Genomic DNA, 19579 nt, shown 5'->3' with positions numbered 1-19579 from the left:
CGCTGTGCATATGCGATCTAGAATGGGGATAAGTGTAGAGGATTTCAATGCCAGACGTTGCGCTTTCGCGGCAGGATAAACTTTTCTGTATACTGTGGCGATACGCTCTATTTTTGCCCGATGGCGCTACGCTTATCAGGCCTACGTTTACTACCTGGAACACATTCATTCATGCTCAGTTATCGCCACAGCTTTCACGCAGGCAACCACGCCGACGTCCTTAAACACACCGTTCAGAGCCTGATCATTGAATCACTTAAAGAGAAAGATAAACCGTTTCTCTATCTGGACACCCACGCGGGCGCGGGACGTTATCAGCTAAGCGGCGAACATGCCGAACGCACCGGGGAATACCTGGAAGGGATCGCCCGCATCTGGCAGCAGGACGACCTGCCGGCAGAGCTGGAGCCCTACATTGGTGTGGTGAATCATTTTAACCGCAACGGCCAGTTGCGCTACTACCCTGGCTCGCCGTTGATTGCCCGCCAGCTGCTGCGCGAGCAGGACAGCCTTCAGCTGACCGAGCTGCACCCAAGCGACTTCCCGCTGCTGCGTTCTGAATTCCAGAAAGACAGCCGCGCCCGTGTGGAAAAGGCGGATGGCTACCAGCAGCTGAAGGCCAAACTGCCGCCGGTATCCCGTCGCGGTCTGGTGCTGATCGACCCGCCTTATGAGATCAAAACCGACTATCAGGCGGTAGTGAGCGGTATTAACGACGGCTACAAACGTTTTGCGACGGGCACCTATGCCCTGTGGTATCCGGTGGTGCTGCGCGCGCAAATTAAACGCATGATCAAAGACCTGGAAGCGACCGGTATCCGCAAAATTCTGCAAATTGAACTGGCCGTGCGCCCGGACAGCGACCAGCGCGGCATGACCGCTTCCGGCATGATTGTGATCAACCCGCCATGGAAGCTCGAAGCGCAGATGAACAACGTGCTGCCATGGCTGCACAAGACGCTGGTGCCGGCCGGAACGGGCCATGCCACCGTCAGTTGGATCGTGCCGGAGTAATCGCAGTCATCGGTGGAAACTATTGATTTCAGGTATACAATCGCGGCAATTCACGATTAAGGATAAAAGCTATGACTAAGCATTATGACTACATCGCAATCGGCGGCGGCAGCGGCGGCATCGCCTCCATCAACCGCGCGGCCATGTATGGCCAGAAATGTGCGCTGATCGAAGCCAAAGCGCTGGGCGGCACCTGCGTCAACGTGGGTTGTGTACCGAAGAAAGTGATGTGGCATGCGGCCCAGATCCGTGAAGCAATCCATATGTATGGCCCGGATTACGGCTTTGACACCACCATCAATAACTTTGACTGGAACAAGCTGATCGCCAGCCGTACTGCCTATATCGACCGTATTCATACCTCGTACGACAATGTGCTGGGCAAGAACAACGTCGATGTTATTCATGGTTTTGCGCGCTTTGTTGATGCGAAGACGATAGAAGTTAACGGTGAGACGATCACTGCCGATCACATCCTGATCGCGACCGGCGGGCGTCCGAGCCACCCGGATATTCCCGGTGTGGAATACGGTATCGACTCCGACGGTTTCTTCGAGCTGCCTGCTCTGCCAGAACGTGTTGCCGTGGTGGGCGCGGGATACATCGCCGTAGAACTGGCCGGTGTGATTAATGGCCTGGGCGCAGAAACGCACCTGTTCGTGCGTAAACACGCGCCGCTGCGCAACTTTGACCCGCTGATCGTCGATACGCTGGTCGAAGTGATGAATACCGAAGGCCCAACGCTGCACACCCACGCCGTGCCAAAAGCGGTCGTGAAAAATGCAGACGGTAGCCTGACGCTTGAGCTGGAAGATGGCCGTAGCCAGACCGTGGATTGCCTGATCTGGGCGATTGGTCGTGAACCGGCTAACGACAACTTCAACCTGGCGGCGACGGGCGTTAAAACCGATGAGAAAGGGTATATCGTTGTCGATAAATTCCAGAACACCAGCGTTCCGGGCATTTACGCGGTGGGCGATAACACCGGTGCGGTCGAACTGACGCCGGTTGCGGTTGCCGCGGGCCGTCGCCTCTCTGAGCGTCTGTTTAACAACAAACCGGAAGAGCATCTGGACTACAGTAACATTCCGACCGTGGTCTTCAGCCACCCGCCAATCGGCACAGTGGGCTTAACAGAACCTCAGGCGCGCGAGCAGTATGGCGACGACCAGGTGAAAGTATATAAATCCGCGTTCACCGCGATGTATACCGCCGTCACCTCTCACCGTCAGCCATGCCGCATGAAGCTGGTCTGCGTGGGTCCGGAAGAGAAGATTGTCGGTATCCACGGCATTGGCTTTGGCATGGACGAGATCCTGCAGGGCTTCGCCGTGGCGTTGAAAATGGGTGCCACCAAGAAAGACTTCGATAACACCGTTGCGATCCACCCGACAGCGGCCGAAGAATTTGTCACCATGCGTTAAGCAAAATGCCCCTCTGCGGAGGGGCGTTTGTTTCAGACATAAATCGTTGCACAACGAATGCTCTGAATTATTTGCCCCATAAATTTGTCTAAAAATCCCTTTTAGCCTTTATTTTTCAGGCAATTACTGTTTTAACTCCGCAAATACCCCGCGTTTAAAAACGTGATCAACCGCACATTTCCCTCAGCCAACACCGAAGCGAATGTCTACGCTTATAAGACGCCCGGAAAAAACTGTTATTTTGAACACACAACCGGAGGTCCTTATCGCCATGTTCAACCAGAAACTACAGGCTGCCGAGAACATCGAGTTCGAGATTGCAGAAGAGCTGCGCTACGAGACCGATCCCTGCGAGTTAAAACTGGATGAAATGATTGAGGCGGAGCCGGAACCCGAAATGATTGAGGGGCTACCCGCCTCTGATGCTCTGACGCCCGCCGATCGCTATCTGGAACTGTTCGAGCACGTGCAGTCGACACGTCTGTTTGCGGACAGCAAAACCTTCCCCGACTGTGCCCCGAAGATGGATCCTCTGGATATTCTGATCCGCTATCGCAAGGTCAGGCGCCACCGGGATTTCGACCTGCGCCGGTTCGTGGAGAACCACTTCTGGCTGCCAGAGACCTATACCACGGAATATGTCTCCGACCCCGGCCTGTCGCTAAAAGAGCACATTGACAGCCTGTGGCCCGTGCTGACGCGCGAGCCGCAGGACCACATCCCCTGGTCTTCTCTGCTGGCGCTGCCGCAGGCCTATATCGTGCCCGGCGGGCGTTTTAGTGAGACCTATTACTGGGATTCCTACTTCTCTATGCTGGGTCTGGCAGAGAGCGGACGTAACGATCTGCTGAAATGTATGGCGGATAACTTCGCGTGGTTGATTGAACGCTACGGCCATATCCCGAACGGTAACCGTACCTATTATCTCAGCCGCTCCCAGCCGCCGGTATTTGCCCTGATGGTAGAGCTGTTTGAAGAGGATGGTGTGCGCGGTGCAAAGCGCTACCTTGAACACCTCAAAATGGAGCATGCCTTCTGGATGGACGGGGCGGAATCGCTGCTGCTTAATCAGGCCTATCGCAGCGCGGTGCGTATGCCGGATGGCTCGCTGTTAAACCGCTACTGGGACGACCGTGACACGCCGCGTGATGAATCATGGATTGAGGATGTGGAAACCGCCCGTCACTCTGGCCGTCCGCCGAATGAGGTTTATCGCGATTTGCGCGCAGGCGCGGCCTCCGGCTGGGATTACTCCTCGCGCTGGCTGCGGGAGCCTGGCCGACTTGCCAGCATCCGCACCACGCAGTTTATTCCTATCGATTTGAACGCGTTCCTGTTCAAACTGGAAAGCGCGATCGCCAATATTTCGGCATCGAAAGGGGATAAAGAGACAGCGGAACTGTTCCGCCAGAAAGCCAGCGATCGCCGCGCCGCGGTGAACCGGTATCTGTGGGATGACGAGAATGGCTGTTACCGTGACTACGACTGGCGCCGCGAGGTCATGGCGCTGTTCTCAGCGGCGAGCATTGTGCCGCTGTACGTTGGCATGGCGACTCACGAGCAGGCTGAACGCTTGTCTGATGCGGTAAAAGCACGTCTGCTGACGCCGGGCGGGATTCTGGCCACCGAGTACGAAACCGGCGAGCAGTGGGATAAACCCAACGGCTGGGCGCCGCTGCAGTGGATGGCGATTCAGGGCTTCAAACAGTACGGCAATGACTCGCTGGGCGATGAGATTGCCTGGAGCTGGCTGCAGACGGTGAATCATTTCTATAAAGCCCACCATAAGCTGATTGAGAAATATCACATCGCCAGCAGTACGCCGCGCGAAGGGGGCGGGGGTGAGTACCCGCTGCAGGATGGCTTCGGCTGGACTAACGGCGTGGTACGGCGGTTGATTGGGTTGTATGGGGAGCCGTGACCTTCTGCGGTCTGATGCCCGTATCCATCCCTCTCCTCCCGGGAGAGGGAGAAGACAGGATTAACGAATCACTTCATAAATGGCGGTCTGGATGGACTGCCATTTTTTTGTGGTGGCATCCGGCTGTGACTGTGCCCGACGCGTCGCCAAATCCAGATCATGCTGCTGGCGCTTCACCACGGCAGGCACGGTGCAAAACGCCTTTAGATACTGTTTACGCATTGACGTCAGGGACTCGCCATTCGACATGGCATGGCTGAGCGTGTTGATAAAGCGCCGGCACGGCTTCTGTTCCACCATGTTCTGTCGGTAGCGCAACATCAGCTCCAGAACGTCGTCATAGTCAGCCGACATCGCCTCTTCCGTCCAGGAGAGCTTCCAGTCCATCCCTCCCTGCAAAAACAGCAGTGCCACCCGGGTATCATTGCGGTTAATCGCCGAGCGGAAATTATTCTCGTCCCAGGTCACGCCCATGCGCGACAGCGTCTCGCGCGAGGACGGGGTTTCGCGCATCTCCTGAGGCTGGGCCGTTTCTGCAACGTTCCCGGCTGCAGGCTGGGGTTTACTGCTGGTTACCAGCCAGAAGCCGCCCGCCACAATGGCAATCACCATCACGCCAACCGCCCCCCATAACGCGCCGGAAATAAGCTGCTCACGCTGTTCTGGCGTGCGCGGTGCGCGCTGGGTCGGTTTTTCAATCGTGTCACGAACCTCAAAGAGATCCCCGCCGGTCACGCGATCCATTTTCTGCGCCTTTTCCCAGAAAGCATGCAGCTCGCTGGCATCCACCGCCATCAGTCCGGCCGGGTTGACGCGGGTTCTCCCCTCTTCAAAAGCACGTTGAACCGGTCGGGTGATCTGCGTGTAGTAGTTATCCAGCAGCTGGATTTGCGCCGAACTTAACGCCTTCTGCACGGTAATATTGTTGCGGATTTGCCGAATATCATCGAGGAAGGTTTGCAGGGTTTTCCGCGGTTCCACCATCAGCGTGAGCATTGACGGATCGTTAAACAGCGAAGCGTAGTAGCGGCTGAACTCTTTTTTATCCACCAGCATCTGTGCCAGCTCACTGAACATCATGCCGCTCAGCACATCATTGATGTCACCAAGCTTCAGCCAGCGCCGCACGCGGTCCGCGTTAAACAGGGTTTTAAGATGGTTATTCAGCCGCACCTGATCGGGCCAGGCCTGCTGGATGAGCCCTTTTATCATCAACTCAATCGTACGCACCTGCTTGTGCGCCTGTTGTTGCTGGAGTTCACTGCCAGGCGCCACTTCGGTGCTGTAGGTCAGAAGAGGCTGTTGCAAACGAAGGTGCTCCAGCGTAGTCACAAACCGCATCGCGGCAATCAGCTGGTTTTCACTGACATCCTGACCGCTTTCGTACTGAGGAACACGCTGCTGAAGCAGACGCAATTGCAGCGTGAATTCGGACATCTCCGCGTCATTCAAATTGAGCGTCTTCGCAACCGCATTCCAGCCCCCCAGGCCTAAACGCGCGCTGTCCAGTTGTTCCAGAAACCAGCGTGGATCTTTTCCCTCAGAAACATGTACATTCAGGAGAAGTAAAATTTCAACCGAGGCCTGGCGAATAACCGCCAGACAGTGTTCGAACTGTTCGCGGATAGGGTGTGCTGTGCTGAGAGTCATTGTTTTCCTTAAGCGACAACGAAGACAACCAGAATGGGCCCGTAATGGCCGTTTTTCTTTTTATTTATACGAGGTTAACCATACCTGACTTTCTGTTGAAATAAAGTGACACCACGAAAATCATTTTAAATGTTTCAGGAGAATCTGAATGCCTGTCTTAACGACATCGCGTCTTATCTGTTCACCGCTGCAAGACCATGACTGGCCCTTTTTCCTGGCGTTACAGCACGACCCCGAGGTGATGCGTTTTGTCGCGGAAGATCGCCCCGTGGAGGCGATCCGCGAGGCGTTCGAATCTCGTCTGACGCCCTGGACGCCGGGCAGCGCGCACTGGCTTTGCCTCGTTGTGCGTGACGCCACCTCCGGCGTACCGCTCGGCGTCACCGGTTATATTCATCGCGATGACGATTGCGCGGAAGTGGGTTTTCTTTTTGCACCTGCGGCCCAGGGGAAAGGCTACGGCTTCGAATCGCTGCAGGCGCTGTGCGGTTACGCCTTTCATCAGGGCGGCATACGCCGCCTCACCGCCACCGTCACGGCGGGGAATATCGCCTCCAGACGCCTGCTGGAAAAAACGGGCTTTCGTCTGGAGGGCGAGTTACGCGAGAGTTATTACCTTGGCGGACAATGGCATAATGACTGGCTGTTTGGTTTATTGAAGCAGGAATATCTCAGCAATCATTCCTGATCTATAGCCATTTGGCGGATATTTCGCGTGTGTCGTTTCCTCTACAATATTGCCATTAAGAGGAAACGAATATGAAAGGTCATGCGCTGAAGATATCTTCTGCCGCCATTGCGTTAATAAAAAAACACCAGGGGCTTTCTCTGGAGAAATATCGTGATGAAAACGGTTTATGGGTTATTGGCTATGGCCATGTTATTCGCCAGGGCGAATGTTTTCAGCGTCTTATCACGCCGCTACAGGCTGAATATTTACTTCACGATGATATTCAGCTGTGCGAAACGCTGCTGCGGGAAAAATTTAAACGCCCGTTAACCCAACAGCAGCACGACGCGCTGGTGTTGATGATGCTCAGTTTCGGTGAGACGACCTCACTCCCGACCGCAATTCTTCAGGCCGTCGCCCGGGTATAGTACATCGCGGCCTGGGTTCTGTTTTTCACCTCCAGGCGGCGGAAAAGCGCTTCCAGGTGCGCTTTCACCGTGGCGGCGCTGATGTTGAGATTGCGTCCGATCTCTTTGTTGGACTCCCCCGCCGCCAGTAATTTCAGGACTTCGCGCTGGCGTTCGCTTAAGGATAATAACGCCTGCGGCGCCGACGGTTGCCTCACCCACTCACCGGGGAAGCACACCATTCCTCGGGAGACCGAATCCAGCACCGCGGAAAAGCGCTCCGGGTGCGCATTGCGGGGAATAATGGCCATCACGTTTCGCTGCAGCAATTGCTCAACCCATCGGGCCTCTTTTTTAGCCAGAACCATTACCACGCGTATCGTCGGAAAACGCTGCATGATCGCTTCCAACCAGGCGATCCCCTCATCCTCAATTAAATTCCCGTCAATCATGACGATAGCCGAGGGTGACGCTGAAATTTGCGCCCGTAAATCTTCTGCCTGACAGCTTCCCGTAATATTTATTTCCGGAATTAATTTCTGAAGACTGTGTATCGCTCCGTGAATAAACAGGGACTGCCTGTCAAACATAATTACCCGCATCGTTTTTCTCCCTCTGAGAGTCGCGAAGGGAGATTCTACAGAGGCATTATTTAAGAAAAAACTCAATGAACGGAGACGTTACAAATCCACCAGTGTTATTTATATCTCCCAGTATCTGGACACATTCAATTTGAGGATTTCCTTAAGAGGTTCCTTCCCCTTAAGCGAAGGCATCACAGGAACATACCGCCTGACACTTCAATACGTTGCGCATTCATCCAGCCCAGTTTATCGCTGAGCAGCGCCGCAATGGCATCACCGATATCATCCGGCAGCCCTACGCGCCCGAGCGCCGTCTGCGTTGCCAGCATCTGGTTAAGCTGCGCGTTGTCACGCACGCGTCCGCCGCCAAAGTCGGTTTCTATCGCACCGGGAGCAATGATATTGACGGAGATACCGCGCGCGCCCAGCTCTTTCGCCTGGTAGCGGGTCAGCACTTCCATCGCCCCTTTCATTGCCGCATAGGTGCCGGAACCGGGTTGCGTAAAACGGGCCAGCCCGCTGGAGACGTTCAGGATCCGCCCACCGTCGTTCAGCAAGGGAAGCAAACGCTGCGTCAGGAAAAAAGGCCCTTTGAAATGGATATTCAGCGCCTCATCAAACTGGGCTTCCGTTGTCTCGGCATAGGGCGCGTACAAGCCCGTCCCGGCGTTGTTTAATAAATAATCAAAGGTTTCACGCTGCCATACGGTATTAAGGATTTCCTGAAGCTGACCGGCAAAAAGGTCGAAACTGGCAACATCGCCGACGTTGAGCTGCAATGCGGCCGCGTTAACGCCTTTTTGCTGAATTTCGCGCACAACATCCAGCGCGTCCTGTTGGCTTCGGTTATAGGTCAGGATAATTCCCGTTCCGTCTGCTGCCAGCTTTAAGGCCGCGTTTTTACCCAGGCCACGGCTACCACCTGTGACTAATGCAATACGTTCAGACATAAGAAACCTCGTTTTGACTGTTGTGGAGATTGAGAAAGAGCTTATTAGGTGATAGAAGATCAATAAAGATGTCGCAGAGCGCTTCACTGTTTCAATTGCAACAACAATGAGCTTCGTCTATGGATAAAATTCACGCAATGCAGCTGTTTGTTCGTGTCGCGGAACTGGAGAGTTTTTCCCGGGCGGCGGAGTCACTGACGCTGCCGAAAGGCAGTGTTTCGCGGCAAATTCAGGCGCTGGAAAACCGACTGGGAACCCAGCTATTGCACCGAACCACGCGTCGCGTAAGCCTGACGCAGGACGGCATGGTGTATTACGAGCGGGCAAAAGATCTTCTGACAAACCTGGATGAACTGGACGGTATGTTCCAGCATGACCCCTCCACCATCAGCGGTCGGTTACGCGTGGATATGCCCGTCAGCGTTGCTCGAAATTTAGTCATCCCCAAACTGCCTGCTTTTCTGCAGCAATATCCGGGCATCGAGCTGGAACTTAGCAGCAGCGATCGCCTGGTGGATGTTATTCGTGAAGGGTTTGATTGTGTGGTACGCGTCGGCGCGCTCAAAGACTCGGGACTTATCGCCCGCCCGCTGGGCAAGCTGTCGGTGATTAACTGCGCCAGCCCGGATTATGTCACGCGTTTTGGCTATCCGGAAACGCTGGAAGATTTGGGTTCACACGCCGTCATTCACTACGCCGCCACGCTGGGAACACGTCCCCAGGGCTTTGAGTTTTATAACGGCACGTCGACGCAGTGGGTGAAGACGGGCGGGGTTTTGACCGTCAACAGCACAGAAACGTATCAGGCGGCCTGCATCGCCGGACTGGGTATTATCCAGGTGCCGCGCGTTGGCGTGCGTGACGCTCTGCGCACCAGGAAGTTGATTGAAGTTCTCCCGCAGTACCGGGCGGAACCGATGCCGGTATCGCTGATTTATCCCCACCGGCGCAACCTCTCCCGTCGGGTACATCTGTTTATGGAGTGGCTTACTGCACTCACAAAAGCTTACGTGGATTAGTCGCAAGCTATAATTCAATAACATCCAGCCAAACGAAAAGGAAAAGTCGCGTGACGCCGGAAAACAACCCGCAACGACCTACCCAACATTTAGATTACGAACCCATCCAGAAGATGGAAACCGGGCCCGAAGAAGTAAAAATGCCAGGCACCGCCAGCAAAGCGCTGGGGACTGTCACCAGCCTGGCAGAGCGGATACAGCAGTTCCCCATGATTGCGCACCTGATACGCGCGACAGAGCGGTTTAATGACCGCATGGGTAACCAGTTTGGGGCTGCCATCACCTATTTCTCTTTTTTATCGATGATCCCGATCCTGATGGTGTCTTTTGCCGCAGCCGGTTTTGTGCTCGCGTCACACCCAACGCTGCTGCAGGATATCTTCAATAAAATCCTGAATAACGTCAGTGATCCGACCCTCGCCACCACGCTCAAAAACACCATTAATACCGCCGTACAGCAACGTACGACGGTCGGTATCGTCGGTCTATTGATTGCCCTTTACTCCGGGATTAACTGGATGGGCAACCTCCGCGAGGCCATTCGTGCCCAGTCGCGTGAGGTGTGGGAGCGTAAGCCTCAGGACCAGGAGAAAATCTGGGTTAAGTATCTTCGCGACTTTGTTTCGCTGATTGGCCTGCTCGTCGCGCTGATTGTGACGCTCTCCATCACCTCCGTCGCCGGTTCGGCGCAGCAGATGATTATCTCTGCGCTCTATCTGGATTACATCGAGTGGCTGAAGCCCGCGTGGCGCGGCATTGGACTGGCTATTTCCATCTTCGCCAACTATCTGCTGTTCTTCTGGATCTTCTGGCGCTTGCCCCGCCATCGTCCGCGTAAGAAGGCGTTGATCCGCGGCACATTGATTGCGGCGATAGGCTTTGAAGTGATCAAAATTGTGATGACTTACACTCTGCCATCGCTGGTGAAATCCCCTTCTGGCGCGGCGTTTGGCTCGGTGCTGGGGCTGATGGCGTTCTTCTACTTCTTCGCCCGCCTAACCTTGTTCTGCGCGGCGTGGATTGCCACCGCCGAGTACAAAGACGACCCGCCTATGCCGGGTAAAACACACCGATAACGCCTCTCCCGGGCTGAAACTTCAGCCCGCTTCATCATTTCAGCATATAAATCCAGTCCGTAACTTTTATTTAACCAAAAACCAGTTTTATCAGCTGATATTTGAAAACTGTGAAGCATTTCATGGAAGTTTTTTGTCTGGCCTGAACATTATCCGCTTTTTGTTGCTTTTATCACCAGCAGGCGGCTTTGTTACAGATTGAAATGTCGCTTTTGCTGTGCGTAATATGGCCTTTCGTCCGACTAAAAATAAGAAAATATTATGCAAGCAACAGCCACAACACTCGACTCCGGTGCGGAAACCGCGCCGGTTAACTCGCGAAACAAAGTTGTCGTCGCCTCGCTGATTGGCACCGCCATTGAGTTCTTCGACTTTTACATTTATGCCACCGCAGCGGTCATTGTCTTCCCGCATATTTTCTTCCCGCAGGGTGACCCGACGGCAGCCACGCTGCAGTCTCTGGCTACCTTTGCGATCGCGTTTGTTGCGCGTCCGATTGGCTCGGCCCTGTTTGGACACTTTGGCGATCGCATCGGCCGTAAGGTCACGCTGGTGGCCTCGCTGCTGACGATGGGGATCTCCACCGTCGCTATCGGCTTGCTGCCTACCTACGAAACCATTGGTATTCTGGCCCCGATGCTGCTGGCGCTGGCGCGTTTTGGTCAGGGTCTGGGGCTGGGCGGTGAATGGGGTGGTGCGGCGCTGCTGGCCACGGAGAACGCACCGGCACGCAAACGCGCGCTGTACGGTTCATTCCCGCAGCTTGGTGCACCGATTGGCTTCTTCTTTGCGAACGGGACTTTCCTGCTGCTCTCCTGGCTGCTGACGGACGAACAGTTCATGAGCTGGGGCTGGCGTATTCCGTTCGTCTTCTCCGCCGTGCTGGTGCTGATTGGCCTGTATGTCCGCGTGTCACTCCACGAAACGCCGGTTTTCGCTAAAGTTGCCGCCGCGAAAAAACAGGTAAAAGTGCCGCTGGGTACGCTGCTGACTAAACACGTCCGCGTGACGGTACTGGGCACGTTTATCATGCTCGCGACCTACACGCTGTTCTATATCATGACGGTCTACTCAATGACATTCAGCACCGCCGCCGCGCCGGTTGGGCTCGGCCTGCCGCGTAACGAAGTGCTGTGGATGTTGATGATGGCGGTCATTGGGTTTGGCGTTATGGTGCCGATTGCCGGCCTGCTGGCGGATAAGTTTGGTCGTCGCTCAAGCATGATTGTTATCACCACGCTGATCATTCTGTTTGCCCTGTTCGTCTTCCCGCCACTGCTGGGTTCAGGTAGCCCTGCGCTGGTCATGGCGTACCTGCTCATTGGTCTGAGCCTGATGGGCCTGACCTTCGGCCCGATGGGTGCGCTGCTGCCAGAGCTGTTCCCGACGGAAGTGCGTTATACCGGTGCGTCGTTCTCCTATAACGTTGCCTCTATTCTGGGTGCGTCCGTTGCGCCTTATATCGCCACCTGGCTGCAGGCAAATTATGGCCTGTTCTACGTGGGCGTTTACCTGGCCGCAATGGCAGCGTTGACGCTGATTGCCCTGCTGCTGACCCACGAGACGAAGCACCAGTCTCTGTAATTCACCGCGGCCTGATACCCTCTCCCCCAGGGAGAGGGTAAAGGTCCCGAAAGCCGTACGTTATTTTTTCATCTGCGACAAAATGTTCCGGCACTGATTCGCATCCCCTTCTGACGGCGAAATTAACGCCAACAGCGCCGCCGCTGGCGTAACCAGCGTCGCGAGTGCTGCCGCCACCGCGCCGCGCGCAATCAGCGGACCGGGTTTCACACCCGCCTGAGGATTTTTAAAGGTCCCACGCACGTAGAGCGGCGAACGCAGGGTGATGATACGAATCCCCTTACTTTCCGGATCGATGGTTAAATCAAGCTGCTCGGAGGCCATACTGGCGGTGCCGGTCACGTTGATGACCGCGTTCTCCGTATCGAAGGCAAAAATCTGCGGGCGCGCCACGCCGTTGACCAGATCCAGGTTGGCCGCCGCACAGTTCACCCGCACCTCATCATCACCGAAGATTTGCCCGATGACGTAGTTCCCGACGTTCAGCCCCAGGATTTCCATCAGGTTACGGCTCACCAGCCCGTCATTCATCAGAAGCTTCAGGTTACCGTTACTGCTCCCGAGCAGTGCAGCCACAGAATTCCCCACGCCGCGGATATCGGCATCGCCGTTCATTTCACCCAGGGTTTTCTGCATCAATTCCACGTTCGGCATCAGCTCTTTCAGTTTGAGCCGGCGGGCCTTGATATCGGCACGCCCCTGCATCGGCTTTTTATCGCCTTCGAGGTGAATGTTCGATGAGAGGGTCCCACCCGCCATACCAAACTTCAGCGGCTGCAGGCGTAAATCGGCATTTTTAAGCAGGATATGGGTCGAAAGATTGCTGATCGGCAGCGTACTGCCATGCTCGATTTTGCCCCCTTTAAAGCGAACATCCGCATCCATTACGTCCCACTTATCGGTCTCAAAGCGATCGTAAGGCAGGACTTTCCCCGCCGGCTGGCGATCTTTCTTCACCTCTTTTGATTTCGTGCCTTTACCGGAATCAATCCCGATCAGCGGCCCCAAATCGGCCAGCCGCAGCTGGCGAGACTCCACATCGCCTTCCAGTTTCGGACGCGGTTTTCCGGTGGTGTAGGTCAACGAGCCATGGATATCGCTGTCGCCAATACGGCCATTGAAATCGCGATAATCAAATACCGACGATTTTTCCGTGTCGATTTTTGCCACCAGATGCCCGTCCGTCTCAAACGGTGGCGTATCTGGCAGCAGGACGCCAGTGAGTTCATACAGTTCACCCAGCGAATCACCGGCAAATTTCAGCCGCAGATCAACGCCCCCCATGTTCATAGGGTCGTTGACGGCCCCGGTGAAGGCCACCCGCGTGTTCCCGGAGCGGAAATCCGCCTGCACAGGAAACGGCGTCGAGTCGCTTCGAAGCGCCAGCATGCCGCCAATTTTACCGGTGCCGGTCAGGGGCTGCCCTTTGTAGCGCCCTTCGGCCTTCAGGCCGAAAACATAATCCCCGGCTTTGGCATTATCGCCCTTCGCTTTTGCGCCGGTCACTTCGCTAAACGGCAGCGGTTTGCCCAACGGATCGACCAGGATCTCGATATCAGCTTTGCTGACCTTGTCGTCGATGGCGATCCGCCCGCGATCGAAGAGAATATTGTCGAGACGGAATGACCATGATGAGGGCTGCGCATTGGGATCTTTTTCGTCGCTGCTGGCGAGATCAAACGTCCAGTTGTTGTTCTTTTCGGAAAGGCGGATCAGACGCGCATCGGGCTGCTGAAGCTTGATCCACGGCAGGTAAACCGTTTTGGTCAGTAGCGCTAACGGGGCCAGCGTGGCTTCTACGCGGGGCAGATGCACCATTGTCACGTCAGGAATATCCGGCGGGTTGCCGAGAATGATGTCGTCGGCGTGGACATGCGGCCAGGGGATCCAGCTTCGCCAGCCGGTCTCCTCTTTCTGACGTTCCCACACCACCCCGAGATCGCCGCGTATGGCGAAGGGGCGATTGAGTTCGGTGGAGACTTTCTGGTTGATGGTCGGCTTAAGGCGGTTCCAGTCAAACGTCGCGATAATGACGACGGCGACCACGATCAACAACAATAAAATCCCTGCTGTCCAGGAGATTACCCTGGTTGTTTTTGTCATTGTTATCCCCTTTCCTGATGACCTTACCTGTAAAACTATAGTTCAGACAAAGGGAAGCGGGCAGATCAGAGGATCGTTATCACGGAATCGAGGGTATCCATTGGGACCGGACGAGAGAGGAAATAGCCTTGTGCCGCCGCCGCGGGAGAATTTTGCACATCACGCCACTCATCCAGCGTTTCCACACCTTCCACTATCACGCCCTGGCAGTAGCGGTTCATCAGCTGTAATAACAGCGTAAACAGATTCCGCCCTTCCGGGGTCTGGCGCAGCATAATGAACAGGTCGCGGGCCACTTTAATGTAGTCGTAACGCACTTCGCTGAGGGCAGAGAAGTTCGCCATCCCGGTGCCAAAGTCATCCAGCCACAGCGGGCCGAATTCGCACATCGAGGCAAATGATGAGTCCTGTGGCAGACGAACATGCTCCACCAGCTCAAAGCGCATCCACGGTAAGGAGGCGATCAGCTCCTGTAATTTCGCGTTCTGGCGCAGCGCCAGCAGGGTGGGTCCATCGACGTTGACCGAGGCGAGGATGGCATGCTGTTCGAAAAAGGCCTGTTTGGTTGCCAGCATACGGAGCTGTTCTTCCAGCACATCCAGGCGCTGGCGCACGGCAACTTCGGCAAAATAGCGGTCCGGTGCGATACGCTGTGAGGGGTTTGACGGGTGCGTCACGACGGTCAAAATTTCAATAGCCATCAGTCGACCGTCCGTTCGGTAGATCGGCTGATAGGTGTACGCACGCTCACATTGCAGCCAGTAGCGATGCTCCTGCAAGTTCTCAATACTTGCCTCAGGCGTAGTGCTCAGCCGCTGGATAACCTGCTCTGACTTCATTTCAGATGTCCTGTTGTTGGATGGCCTTTCTGGACTCGTCAAAGGGTTATCGGCCCGGCAATTGAGAACTTTATGTTCAATTCACCGGGAAAATGAAATTAAGCGGGCAGAAATTAACAGGAACACGCGCTGGCTCAAATAAAATAATGGAACGTCGTTTTAATATAGTTGACCGCATAATTCACTCAGCGCACACTACCGAAAATTACTCTGTTCAGGTTCACGACTATGACCAAGAAAATTGCCGTGATTGGCGAATGCATGATTGAGCTGTCACAAAAAGGCGCGGAAGTCAGCCGCGGTTTTGGTGGCGATACGTTAAACACCTCCGTTTATATTGCCCGTCAGGTTGCCCCTGAGGCCCTTACCGTGAACTACGTCACCGCCCTGGGGACGGACAGTTTCAGCCAGCAAATGCTGGAAGCCTGGCAGAGTGAGCAGGTGGACACCTCGCTGATACAGCGTATGGAAAACCGCCTGCCGGGGCTTTACTACATTGAAACCGACGATACCGGCGAGCGGACCTTCTACTACTGGCGTAACGAAGCCGCGGCCAAATTCTGGCTGGAGAGCGACGATGCGGCTGCCATCTGCGAAGCGTTAGCCACCTTTGATTATCTTTATCTGAGCGGGATTAGCCTGGCTATTTTAAGCTCAGCCAGCCGTGAAAAGCTGCTGTCGTTACTGCGTGAATGCCGCGCCAATGGCGGCAAGGTTATTTTCGATAATAACTACCGTCCGCGCCTGTGGGCCAGCCGTGAAGAGACGCAGCAGGTTTATCAGCAGATACTGCAATGCACCGATATCGCCTTCCTGACGCTCGATGATGAAGATGCGCTGTGGGGTGAGAAACCCGTTGATGAGGTGATTGCGCGTACGCAGGCCGCCGGCGTAAGTGAAGTGGTGATTAAGCGCGGGGCTGATTCGTGTCTGGTCGCCATCGAAGGTGAAGCCGTCATCGACGTCCCTGCGGTGACGTTGCCGAAAGAGAAAGTGATTGATACGACGGCGGCGGGTGATTCATTCAGTGCGGGCTATCTGGCGGTGCGTCTGACGGGCGGGACGCCAGAAGCGGCGGCCCAGCGTGGACACCTGACGGCGAGCACCGTGATCCAGTATCGCGGGGCAATTATTCCGCGTGAGGCAATGCCACAGTAAAAACAAAACCCTCTCCGACAGGGAGAGGGTTCTGGATGAGGGGCATTACTGCCCCTGCGGGATATCCGTTGCGTCCTGGTGCAAATCATCTGCCGTAGCAGCCTGCGATGGCTGCGGCGCGGAGGCCATAATGGTATTCCAGGTCGACTGAAGTTCCTTCATGTCATATTCCGGCTCGCCTTTCGGCTGCAGAAGAATCAACGCCATTTCCTGCGACAGCTGCTGACGTAAGTCCTGATTCAACATATCGACGGTCAACCCCTCCAGGAAGTCCTGACGAAGCTTCTGGTACTGCTCCGGCGCGATATCCACCACCTGATTCTGCAGTGAGCGAATACGCTGGCTGATCAGAATGTCGGTATCGGCGCGGGCATACGTTGCAAACAGCTTCTGCAGCTCAAGTTTTTTCTGCGCGACCAGCGCATTGAACTCTTCTTCCGACAGGCCCTCTTTGCGCACTTTTGCCAGCTCTTTTGCCACCACGCCCAGATTCGCATTCAGCTTATCGCCCGGCGATTCAACGTTAATGGCACACTGTGCACGCTGGAACAGCACGCGGCAGTCAAAGCCGAGACCGATATTCTTCACGTTATTCTTGCTGAGCGTCTGCTGAACGTGCCAGAACAGCGCTTCACGTGCCAGATCGGCACGCCAGTAGCGCAGCAGCGCCGCTGACTCACGGATTGGCTGCCAGGCGTTATCCCACATGACGGAGAGGCGATCCTGACGAACGGTATCCGTCATAATGCTGACAGGCTCTGCGCGCAGCGGAGAGAGCGTTGGGACAGGGGCCGGTGTTTCGCGTTTGCCTTTCAGTTCGCCAAACGCTTTGTTGATCTGCTCCACCACCGCACGGCTGTCCACATTCCCCACCACGATAAGCGTCATCGCGTCCGGGGTGTACCATTTCTGGTAGAACGATTTTACCTGCTCAGCGTCCACCGGCTGTTTCAGCGGCTCGGCCGGGTCATGCCCAAGCAGCGTTGAACCCTTCAGGCGGTAACGCCACCAGCCCTCTTTGGTGTCCACAGGCCAGGTGGCAACCATGTCACTGTTGCTCAGCGCATAGTTAACGGTTTCCGGCGTAATCGCCAGATTGCCCGACGCATCGGCGAGATACGTAAGGGCTTCTTTGAGCAGGTCGTTACGGTTATTTGGCAGGCTCAGGTTGAACATGGTGTAGTCATACGAGACCACGGCCGGCGGAAGCGGGCGTTTCGGATCAATGGCCTGTTGCCAGAGCGAACGCACCTGAACTGCTTGTAAACTGCCGCTCTGCGTGAGCGCCAGTCGGGGAATAAAATGGCTAAAACCGGTTTGCTGAGTGCTTTCCGTGAGGGAGCCGGTATTAACAGACAGACGGATTTCAACACGGTCACTTGGACGTTGTGGGGTGGCTAAAACCTGCCACTGAAAACCGTTCGCTAGTGTCCCTTGTTGCCAGGCCGGGTCTGGCTGGAGCGCATCTGCCTGCACATAACTGGCTGCTGCCATCATCAGCAAACCGCCGGTTAAGAGTCGAATTTTTGTGCCCTGCATGTGAACCCCTGATCAACATTCCTGGTTAAAGAGAGTGTCTCGCGACGCGTTTCACTCTTAAAGATGACGATGAAAACACGTCGATTAGACCGCGTGTTCTACAAAACGTCACGGTCAGAAGTGAAATATACCCAAAAAAAATCTTGTCGAATTATGACAGGTACGAACAGTTATTATGCGCAGGAGCCCGCATCCCGACAAGGGAATGCGGGCATTTGTGACAATATTAAGAGGATAAACCAGGAGTTTTGCTGTCTGACTGGCGATTATTTAACGTATCGTCGAGCTTTTTGTGATCCAGCTCTTTCACCCATTTTGCCACGACTACCGTTGCCACACCGTTACCTACGAGGTTGGTTAAGGCACGGGCTTCAGACATAAAGCGGTCAATACCGAGAATCAGCGCCAGCCCCGCCACCGGCAGGTGTCCGACCGCGGAAATGGTGGCCGCCAGCACGATAAAGCCACTGCCAGTAACACCTGCGGCCCCTTTAGACGAGAGCAGGAGCACCACCAGCAGGGTAACCTGATGGAAAATGTCCATATGGCTGTTGGTCGCCTGAGCGATAAACACGGCCGCCATTGTCAGGTATATCGAGGTGCCATCAAGGTTGAAGGAGTAGCCCGTCGGGATGACCAGCCCCACCACCGATTTACGGCAGCCCAGCTTTTCCATCTTATCGAGCATGCGCGGCAGGGCCGATTCGGATGAAGAGGTCCCCAGAACAATCAGCAGCTCTTCGCGGATATAACGGATAAATTTGAAAATGCTGAACCCTGCCGCGCGGGCGATTGAGCCCAGCACCACCACCACGAACAGAATACAGGTGATATAGAAGCAGATGATGAGCTGGCCCAGCTGCACCAGGGTACCCACGCCGTACTTACCGATGGTGAATGCCATCGCACCGAAGGCCCCAATAGGCGCCAGGCGCATGATCATATTGATGATGCCGAAGATGACCTGCGAGAAGCTTTCGATGACGTTAAAGATCAGCTGGCCTTTGTTGCCCAGACGGTGCAGGGCAAAGCCAAACATGACGGCAAACAGCAGCACCTGCAGAATGTTGCCGCTGGCAAATGCACCAATGACGCTGCCTGGGATAACGTCCAGCAGGAAAGCCACTACCCCCTGGTCTTTCGCCTGATCGGCATACACCGCGACCGCTTTGGCATCCAGCGTCGACGGGTCAACGTTCATCCCCGCGCCGGGCTGCACCACGTTCACGATGATAAGACCAATAATCAGCGCAAGGGTACTGACCACTTCGAAATAGAGAAGCGCCACTGCACCGGTACGGCCTACCGCCTTCATGCTTTCCATGCCAGCGATGCCCGTCACGACGGTACAGAAGATCACCGGGGCGATGACCATTTTGATGAGCTTAACGAATGCGTCGCCAAGCGGTTTCATTTGTGCGCCAAGTTCAGGGTAATAGTGACCAAGCAAAATACCGATTGCGATGGCTGTCAGGACCTGAAAATAGAGACTTTTGAAGAGTGAGGTTTTCATAGGGTGTCCTTGGGAAGAAAAACCACAGGCTTTGTAAGGTTATGGTTAACCTGCGGCTTTAAAATAACACCCGTATAACAGGACAGAAATAAACCCAGTTCAAATTTGAAACACAAATGTTAAGAACT

Annotated in this window: 16 protein-coding genes; 9 read left to right on the top strand and 7 right to left on the bottom strand. The window is 55.0% G+C overall.

Annotation, left to right across the window (positions count from 1 at the left end; genetic code table 11):
• The first annotated feature begins 171 nt into the window (after positions 1-171).
• The 3 genes from L466_RS19810 (at position 172) to L466_RS19820 (ending at position 4359) form a co-directional block, all read left to right on the top strand.
• Complete coding sequence (locus L466_RS19810; RefSeq protein ID WP_020884500.1) at positions 172-1014, top strand: 23S rRNA (adenine(2030)-N(6))-methyltransferase RlmJ; 843 nt, start codon at positions 172-174, stop codon at positions 1012-1014.
• Positions 1015-1085: 71 nt separating this feature from the next.
• On the top strand, positions 1086-2438 hold the full coding sequence (gorA, locus tag L466_RS19815) for a glutathione-disulfide reductase (protein ID WP_032680113.1): 1353 nt from the start codon (positions 1086-1088) through the stop codon (positions 2436-2438).
• Positions 2439-2709: 271 nt separating this feature from the next.
• Positions 2710-4359, top strand: coding sequence for an alpha,alpha-trehalase (locus L466_RS19820; protein WP_020884498.1), 1650 nt, complete (start codon positions 2710-2712; stop codon positions 4357-4359).
• Between the two features lie 60 nt (positions 4360-4419).
• On the opposite strand, the gene L466_RS19825 is transcribed toward L466_RS19820, so the two are convergent.
• A complete protein-coding gene (locus L466_RS19825; protein WP_014172075.1) occupies positions 4420-6009 on the bottom strand; it encodes an STY4199 family HEPN domain-containing protein in 1590 nt (529 codons plus the stop codon).
• Positions 6010-6157: 148 nt separating this feature from the next.
• On the opposite strand from L466_RS19825, the gene L466_RS19830 reads away from it, so the two are divergent.
• Both L466_RS19830 and L466_RS19835 read left to right on the top strand, forming a co-directional pair.
• Positions 6158-6697 carry a GNAT family N-acetyltransferase gene (locus tag L466_RS19830; protein ID WP_025202811.1) on the top strand — a complete coding sequence of 180 codons (540 nt, stop codon included), beginning with the start codon at positions 6158-6160 and terminating at the stop codon, positions 6695-6697.
• A gap of 71 nt (positions 6698-6768) precedes the next feature.
• On the top strand, positions 6769-7107 hold the full coding sequence (locus L466_RS19835; protein ID WP_014172077.1) for a lysozyme: 339 nt from the start codon (positions 6769-6771) through the stop codon (positions 7105-7107).
• Here L466_RS19835 and L466_RS19840 read toward each other — a convergent pair.
• Both L466_RS19840 and L466_RS19845 read right to left on the bottom strand, forming a co-directional pair.
• Complete coding sequence (locus tag L466_RS19840; RefSeq protein WP_032680112.1) at positions 7086-7688, bottom strand: response regulator transcription factor; 603 nt, start codon at positions 7686-7688, stop codon at positions 7086-7088. The genes L466_RS19835 and L466_RS19840 overlap by 22 nt on opposite strands.
• Positions 7689-7861: 173 nt before the next feature.
• Positions 7862-8620, bottom strand: a complete 759-nt coding sequence (locus tag L466_RS19845; RefSeq protein WP_032680111.1) for an SDR family NAD(P)-dependent oxidoreductase — start codon at positions 8618-8620, stop codon at positions 7862-7864.
• Positions 8621-8739: 119 nt separating this feature from the next.
• Here L466_RS19845 and L466_RS19850 point away from each other — a divergent pair, with 119 nt between their 5' ends.
• The 3 genes from L466_RS19850 to L466_RS19860 all read left to right on the top strand — a co-directional run bounded on the left by L466_RS19850 (position 8740) and on the right by L466_RS19860 (position 12299).
• Complete coding sequence (locus tag L466_RS19850) at positions 8740-9639, top strand: LysR family transcriptional regulator (protein WP_014172080.1); 900 nt, start codon at positions 8740-8742, stop codon at positions 9637-9639.
• 50 nt (positions 9640-9689) lie between these two features.
• Positions 9690-10715, top strand: coding sequence for an inner membrane protein YhjD (yhjD, locus tag L466_RS19855; protein WP_032680110.1), 1026 nt, complete (start codon positions 9690-9692; stop codon positions 10713-10715).
• A 261-nt stretch (positions 10716-10976) separates the two neighbouring features.
• The gene (locus tag L466_RS19860; RefSeq protein WP_014172082.1) at positions 10977-12299 is read left to right on the top strand and encodes an MFS transporter; all 1323 of its coding nucleotides are present in this window, start codon (positions 10977-10979) and stop codon (positions 12297-12299) included.
• 60 nt (positions 12300-12359) lie between these two features.
• Here L466_RS19860 and L466_RS19865 read toward each other — a convergent pair whose 3' ends face one another.
• Together L466_RS19865 and pdeH are read right to left on the bottom strand one after the other, a co-directional pair.
• Entirely contained in the window at positions 12360-14402 is a 2043-nt protein-coding gene (locus tag L466_RS19865; RefSeq protein WP_032680109.1) for an AsmA family protein, read from the bottom strand.
• Positions 14403-14467: 65 nt separating this feature from the next.
• Complete coding sequence (gene pdeH / locus L466_RS19870; RefSeq protein WP_032679195.1) at positions 14468-15241, bottom strand: cyclic-guanylate-specific phosphodiesterase; 774 nt, start codon at positions 15239-15241, stop codon at positions 14468-14470.
• Between the two features lie 228 nt (positions 15242-15469).
• Between pdeH and L466_RS19875 the strand changes: the two genes are divergently transcribed.
• Complete coding sequence (locus L466_RS19875) at positions 15470-16399, top strand: 2-dehydro-3-deoxygluconokinase (RefSeq protein ID WP_020884489.1); 930 nt, start codon at positions 15470-15472, stop codon at positions 16397-16399.
• A gap of 45 nt (positions 16400-16444) precedes the next feature.
• On the opposite strand, the gene L466_RS19880 is transcribed toward L466_RS19875, so the two are convergent.
• Both L466_RS19880 and L466_RS19885 read right to left on the bottom strand, forming a co-directional pair.
• Positions 16445-17938 carry a M16 family metallopeptidase gene (locus L466_RS19880; protein ID WP_014172086.1) on the bottom strand — a complete coding sequence of 498 codons (1494 nt, stop codon included), beginning with the start codon at positions 17936-17938 and terminating at the stop codon, positions 16445-16447.
• Between the two features lie 226 nt (positions 17939-18164).
• Positions 18165-19451 carry a dicarboxylate/amino acid:cation symporter gene (locus L466_RS19885; RefSeq protein ID WP_014172087.1) on the bottom strand — a complete coding sequence of 429 codons (1287 nt, stop codon included), beginning with the start codon at positions 19449-19451 and terminating at the stop codon, positions 18165-18167.
• Positions 19452-19579 lie beyond the last annotated feature (128 nt).

It is taken from the genome of Enterobacter sp. BIDMC 30 (assembly GCF_000534355.1).
GTDB lineage: Bacteria > Pseudomonadota > Gammaproteobacteria > Enterobacterales > Enterobacteriaceae > Enterobacter > Enterobacter ludwigii.
The sequence above is the reverse complement of the archived record's forward strand: the minus strand, read 5'-3'. Positions and strand labels throughout refer to the sequence as shown.

Bases quoted from the DNA above. Each gene is read 5' to 3' on its own strand.
- L466_RS19845 (WP_032680111.1), bottom strand. From the start codon at position 8,620: ATGTCTGAACGTATTGCATTAGTCACAGGTGGTAGCCGTGGCCTGGGT.
- L466_RS19835 (WP_014172077.1), top strand. From the start codon at position 6,769: ATGAAAGGTCATGCGCTGAAGATATCTTCTGCCGCCATTGCGTTAATA.
- L466_RS19830 (WP_025202811.1), top strand. From the start codon at position 6,158: ATGCCTGTCTTAACGACATCGCGTCTTATCTGTTCACCGCTGCAAGAC.
- L466_RS19875 (WP_020884489.1), top strand. From the start codon at position 15,470: ATGACCAAGAAAATTGCCGTGATTGGCGAATGCATGATTGAGCTGTCA.
- L466_RS19810 (WP_020884500.1), top strand. From the start codon at position 172: ATGCTCAGTTATCGCCACAGCTTTCACGCAGGCAACCACGCCGACGTC.
- pdeH (WP_032679195.1), bottom strand. From the start codon at position 15,241: ATGAAGTCAGAGCAGGTTATCCAGCGGCTGAGCACTACGCCTGAGGCA.
- L466_RS19825 (WP_014172075.1), bottom strand. From the start codon at position 6,009: ATGACTCTCAGCACAGCACACCCTATCCGCGAACAGTTCGAACACTGT.
- L466_RS19885 (WP_014172087.1), bottom strand. From the start codon at position 19,451: ATGAAAACCTCACTCTTCAAAAGTCTCTATTTTCAGGTCCTGACAGCC.
- L466_RS19880 (WP_014172086.1), bottom strand. From the start codon at position 17,938: ATGCAGGGCACAAAAATTCGACTCTTAACCGGCGGTTTGCTGATGATG.
- L466_RS19820 (WP_020884498.1), top strand. From the start codon at position 2,710: ATGTTCAACCAGAAACTACAGGCTGCCGAGAACATCGAGTTCGAGATT.
- L466_RS19840 (WP_032680112.1), bottom strand. From the start codon at position 7,688: ATGCGGGTAATTATGTTTGACAGGCAGTCCCTGTTTATTCACGGAGCG.
- L466_RS19865 (WP_032680109.1), bottom strand. From the start codon at position 14,402: ATGACAAAAACAACCAGGGTAATCTCCTGGACAGCAGGGATTTTATTG.
- L466_RS19850 (WP_014172080.1), top strand. From the start codon at position 8,740: ATGGATAAAATTCACGCAATGCAGCTGTTTGTTCGTGTCGCGGAACTG.
- L466_RS19860 (WP_014172082.1), top strand. From the start codon at position 10,977: ATGCAAGCAACAGCCACAACACTCGACTCCGGTGCGGAAACCGCGCCG.
- gorA (WP_032680113.1), top strand. From the start codon at position 1,086: ATGACTAAGCATTATGACTACATCGCAATCGGCGGCGGCAGCGGCGGC.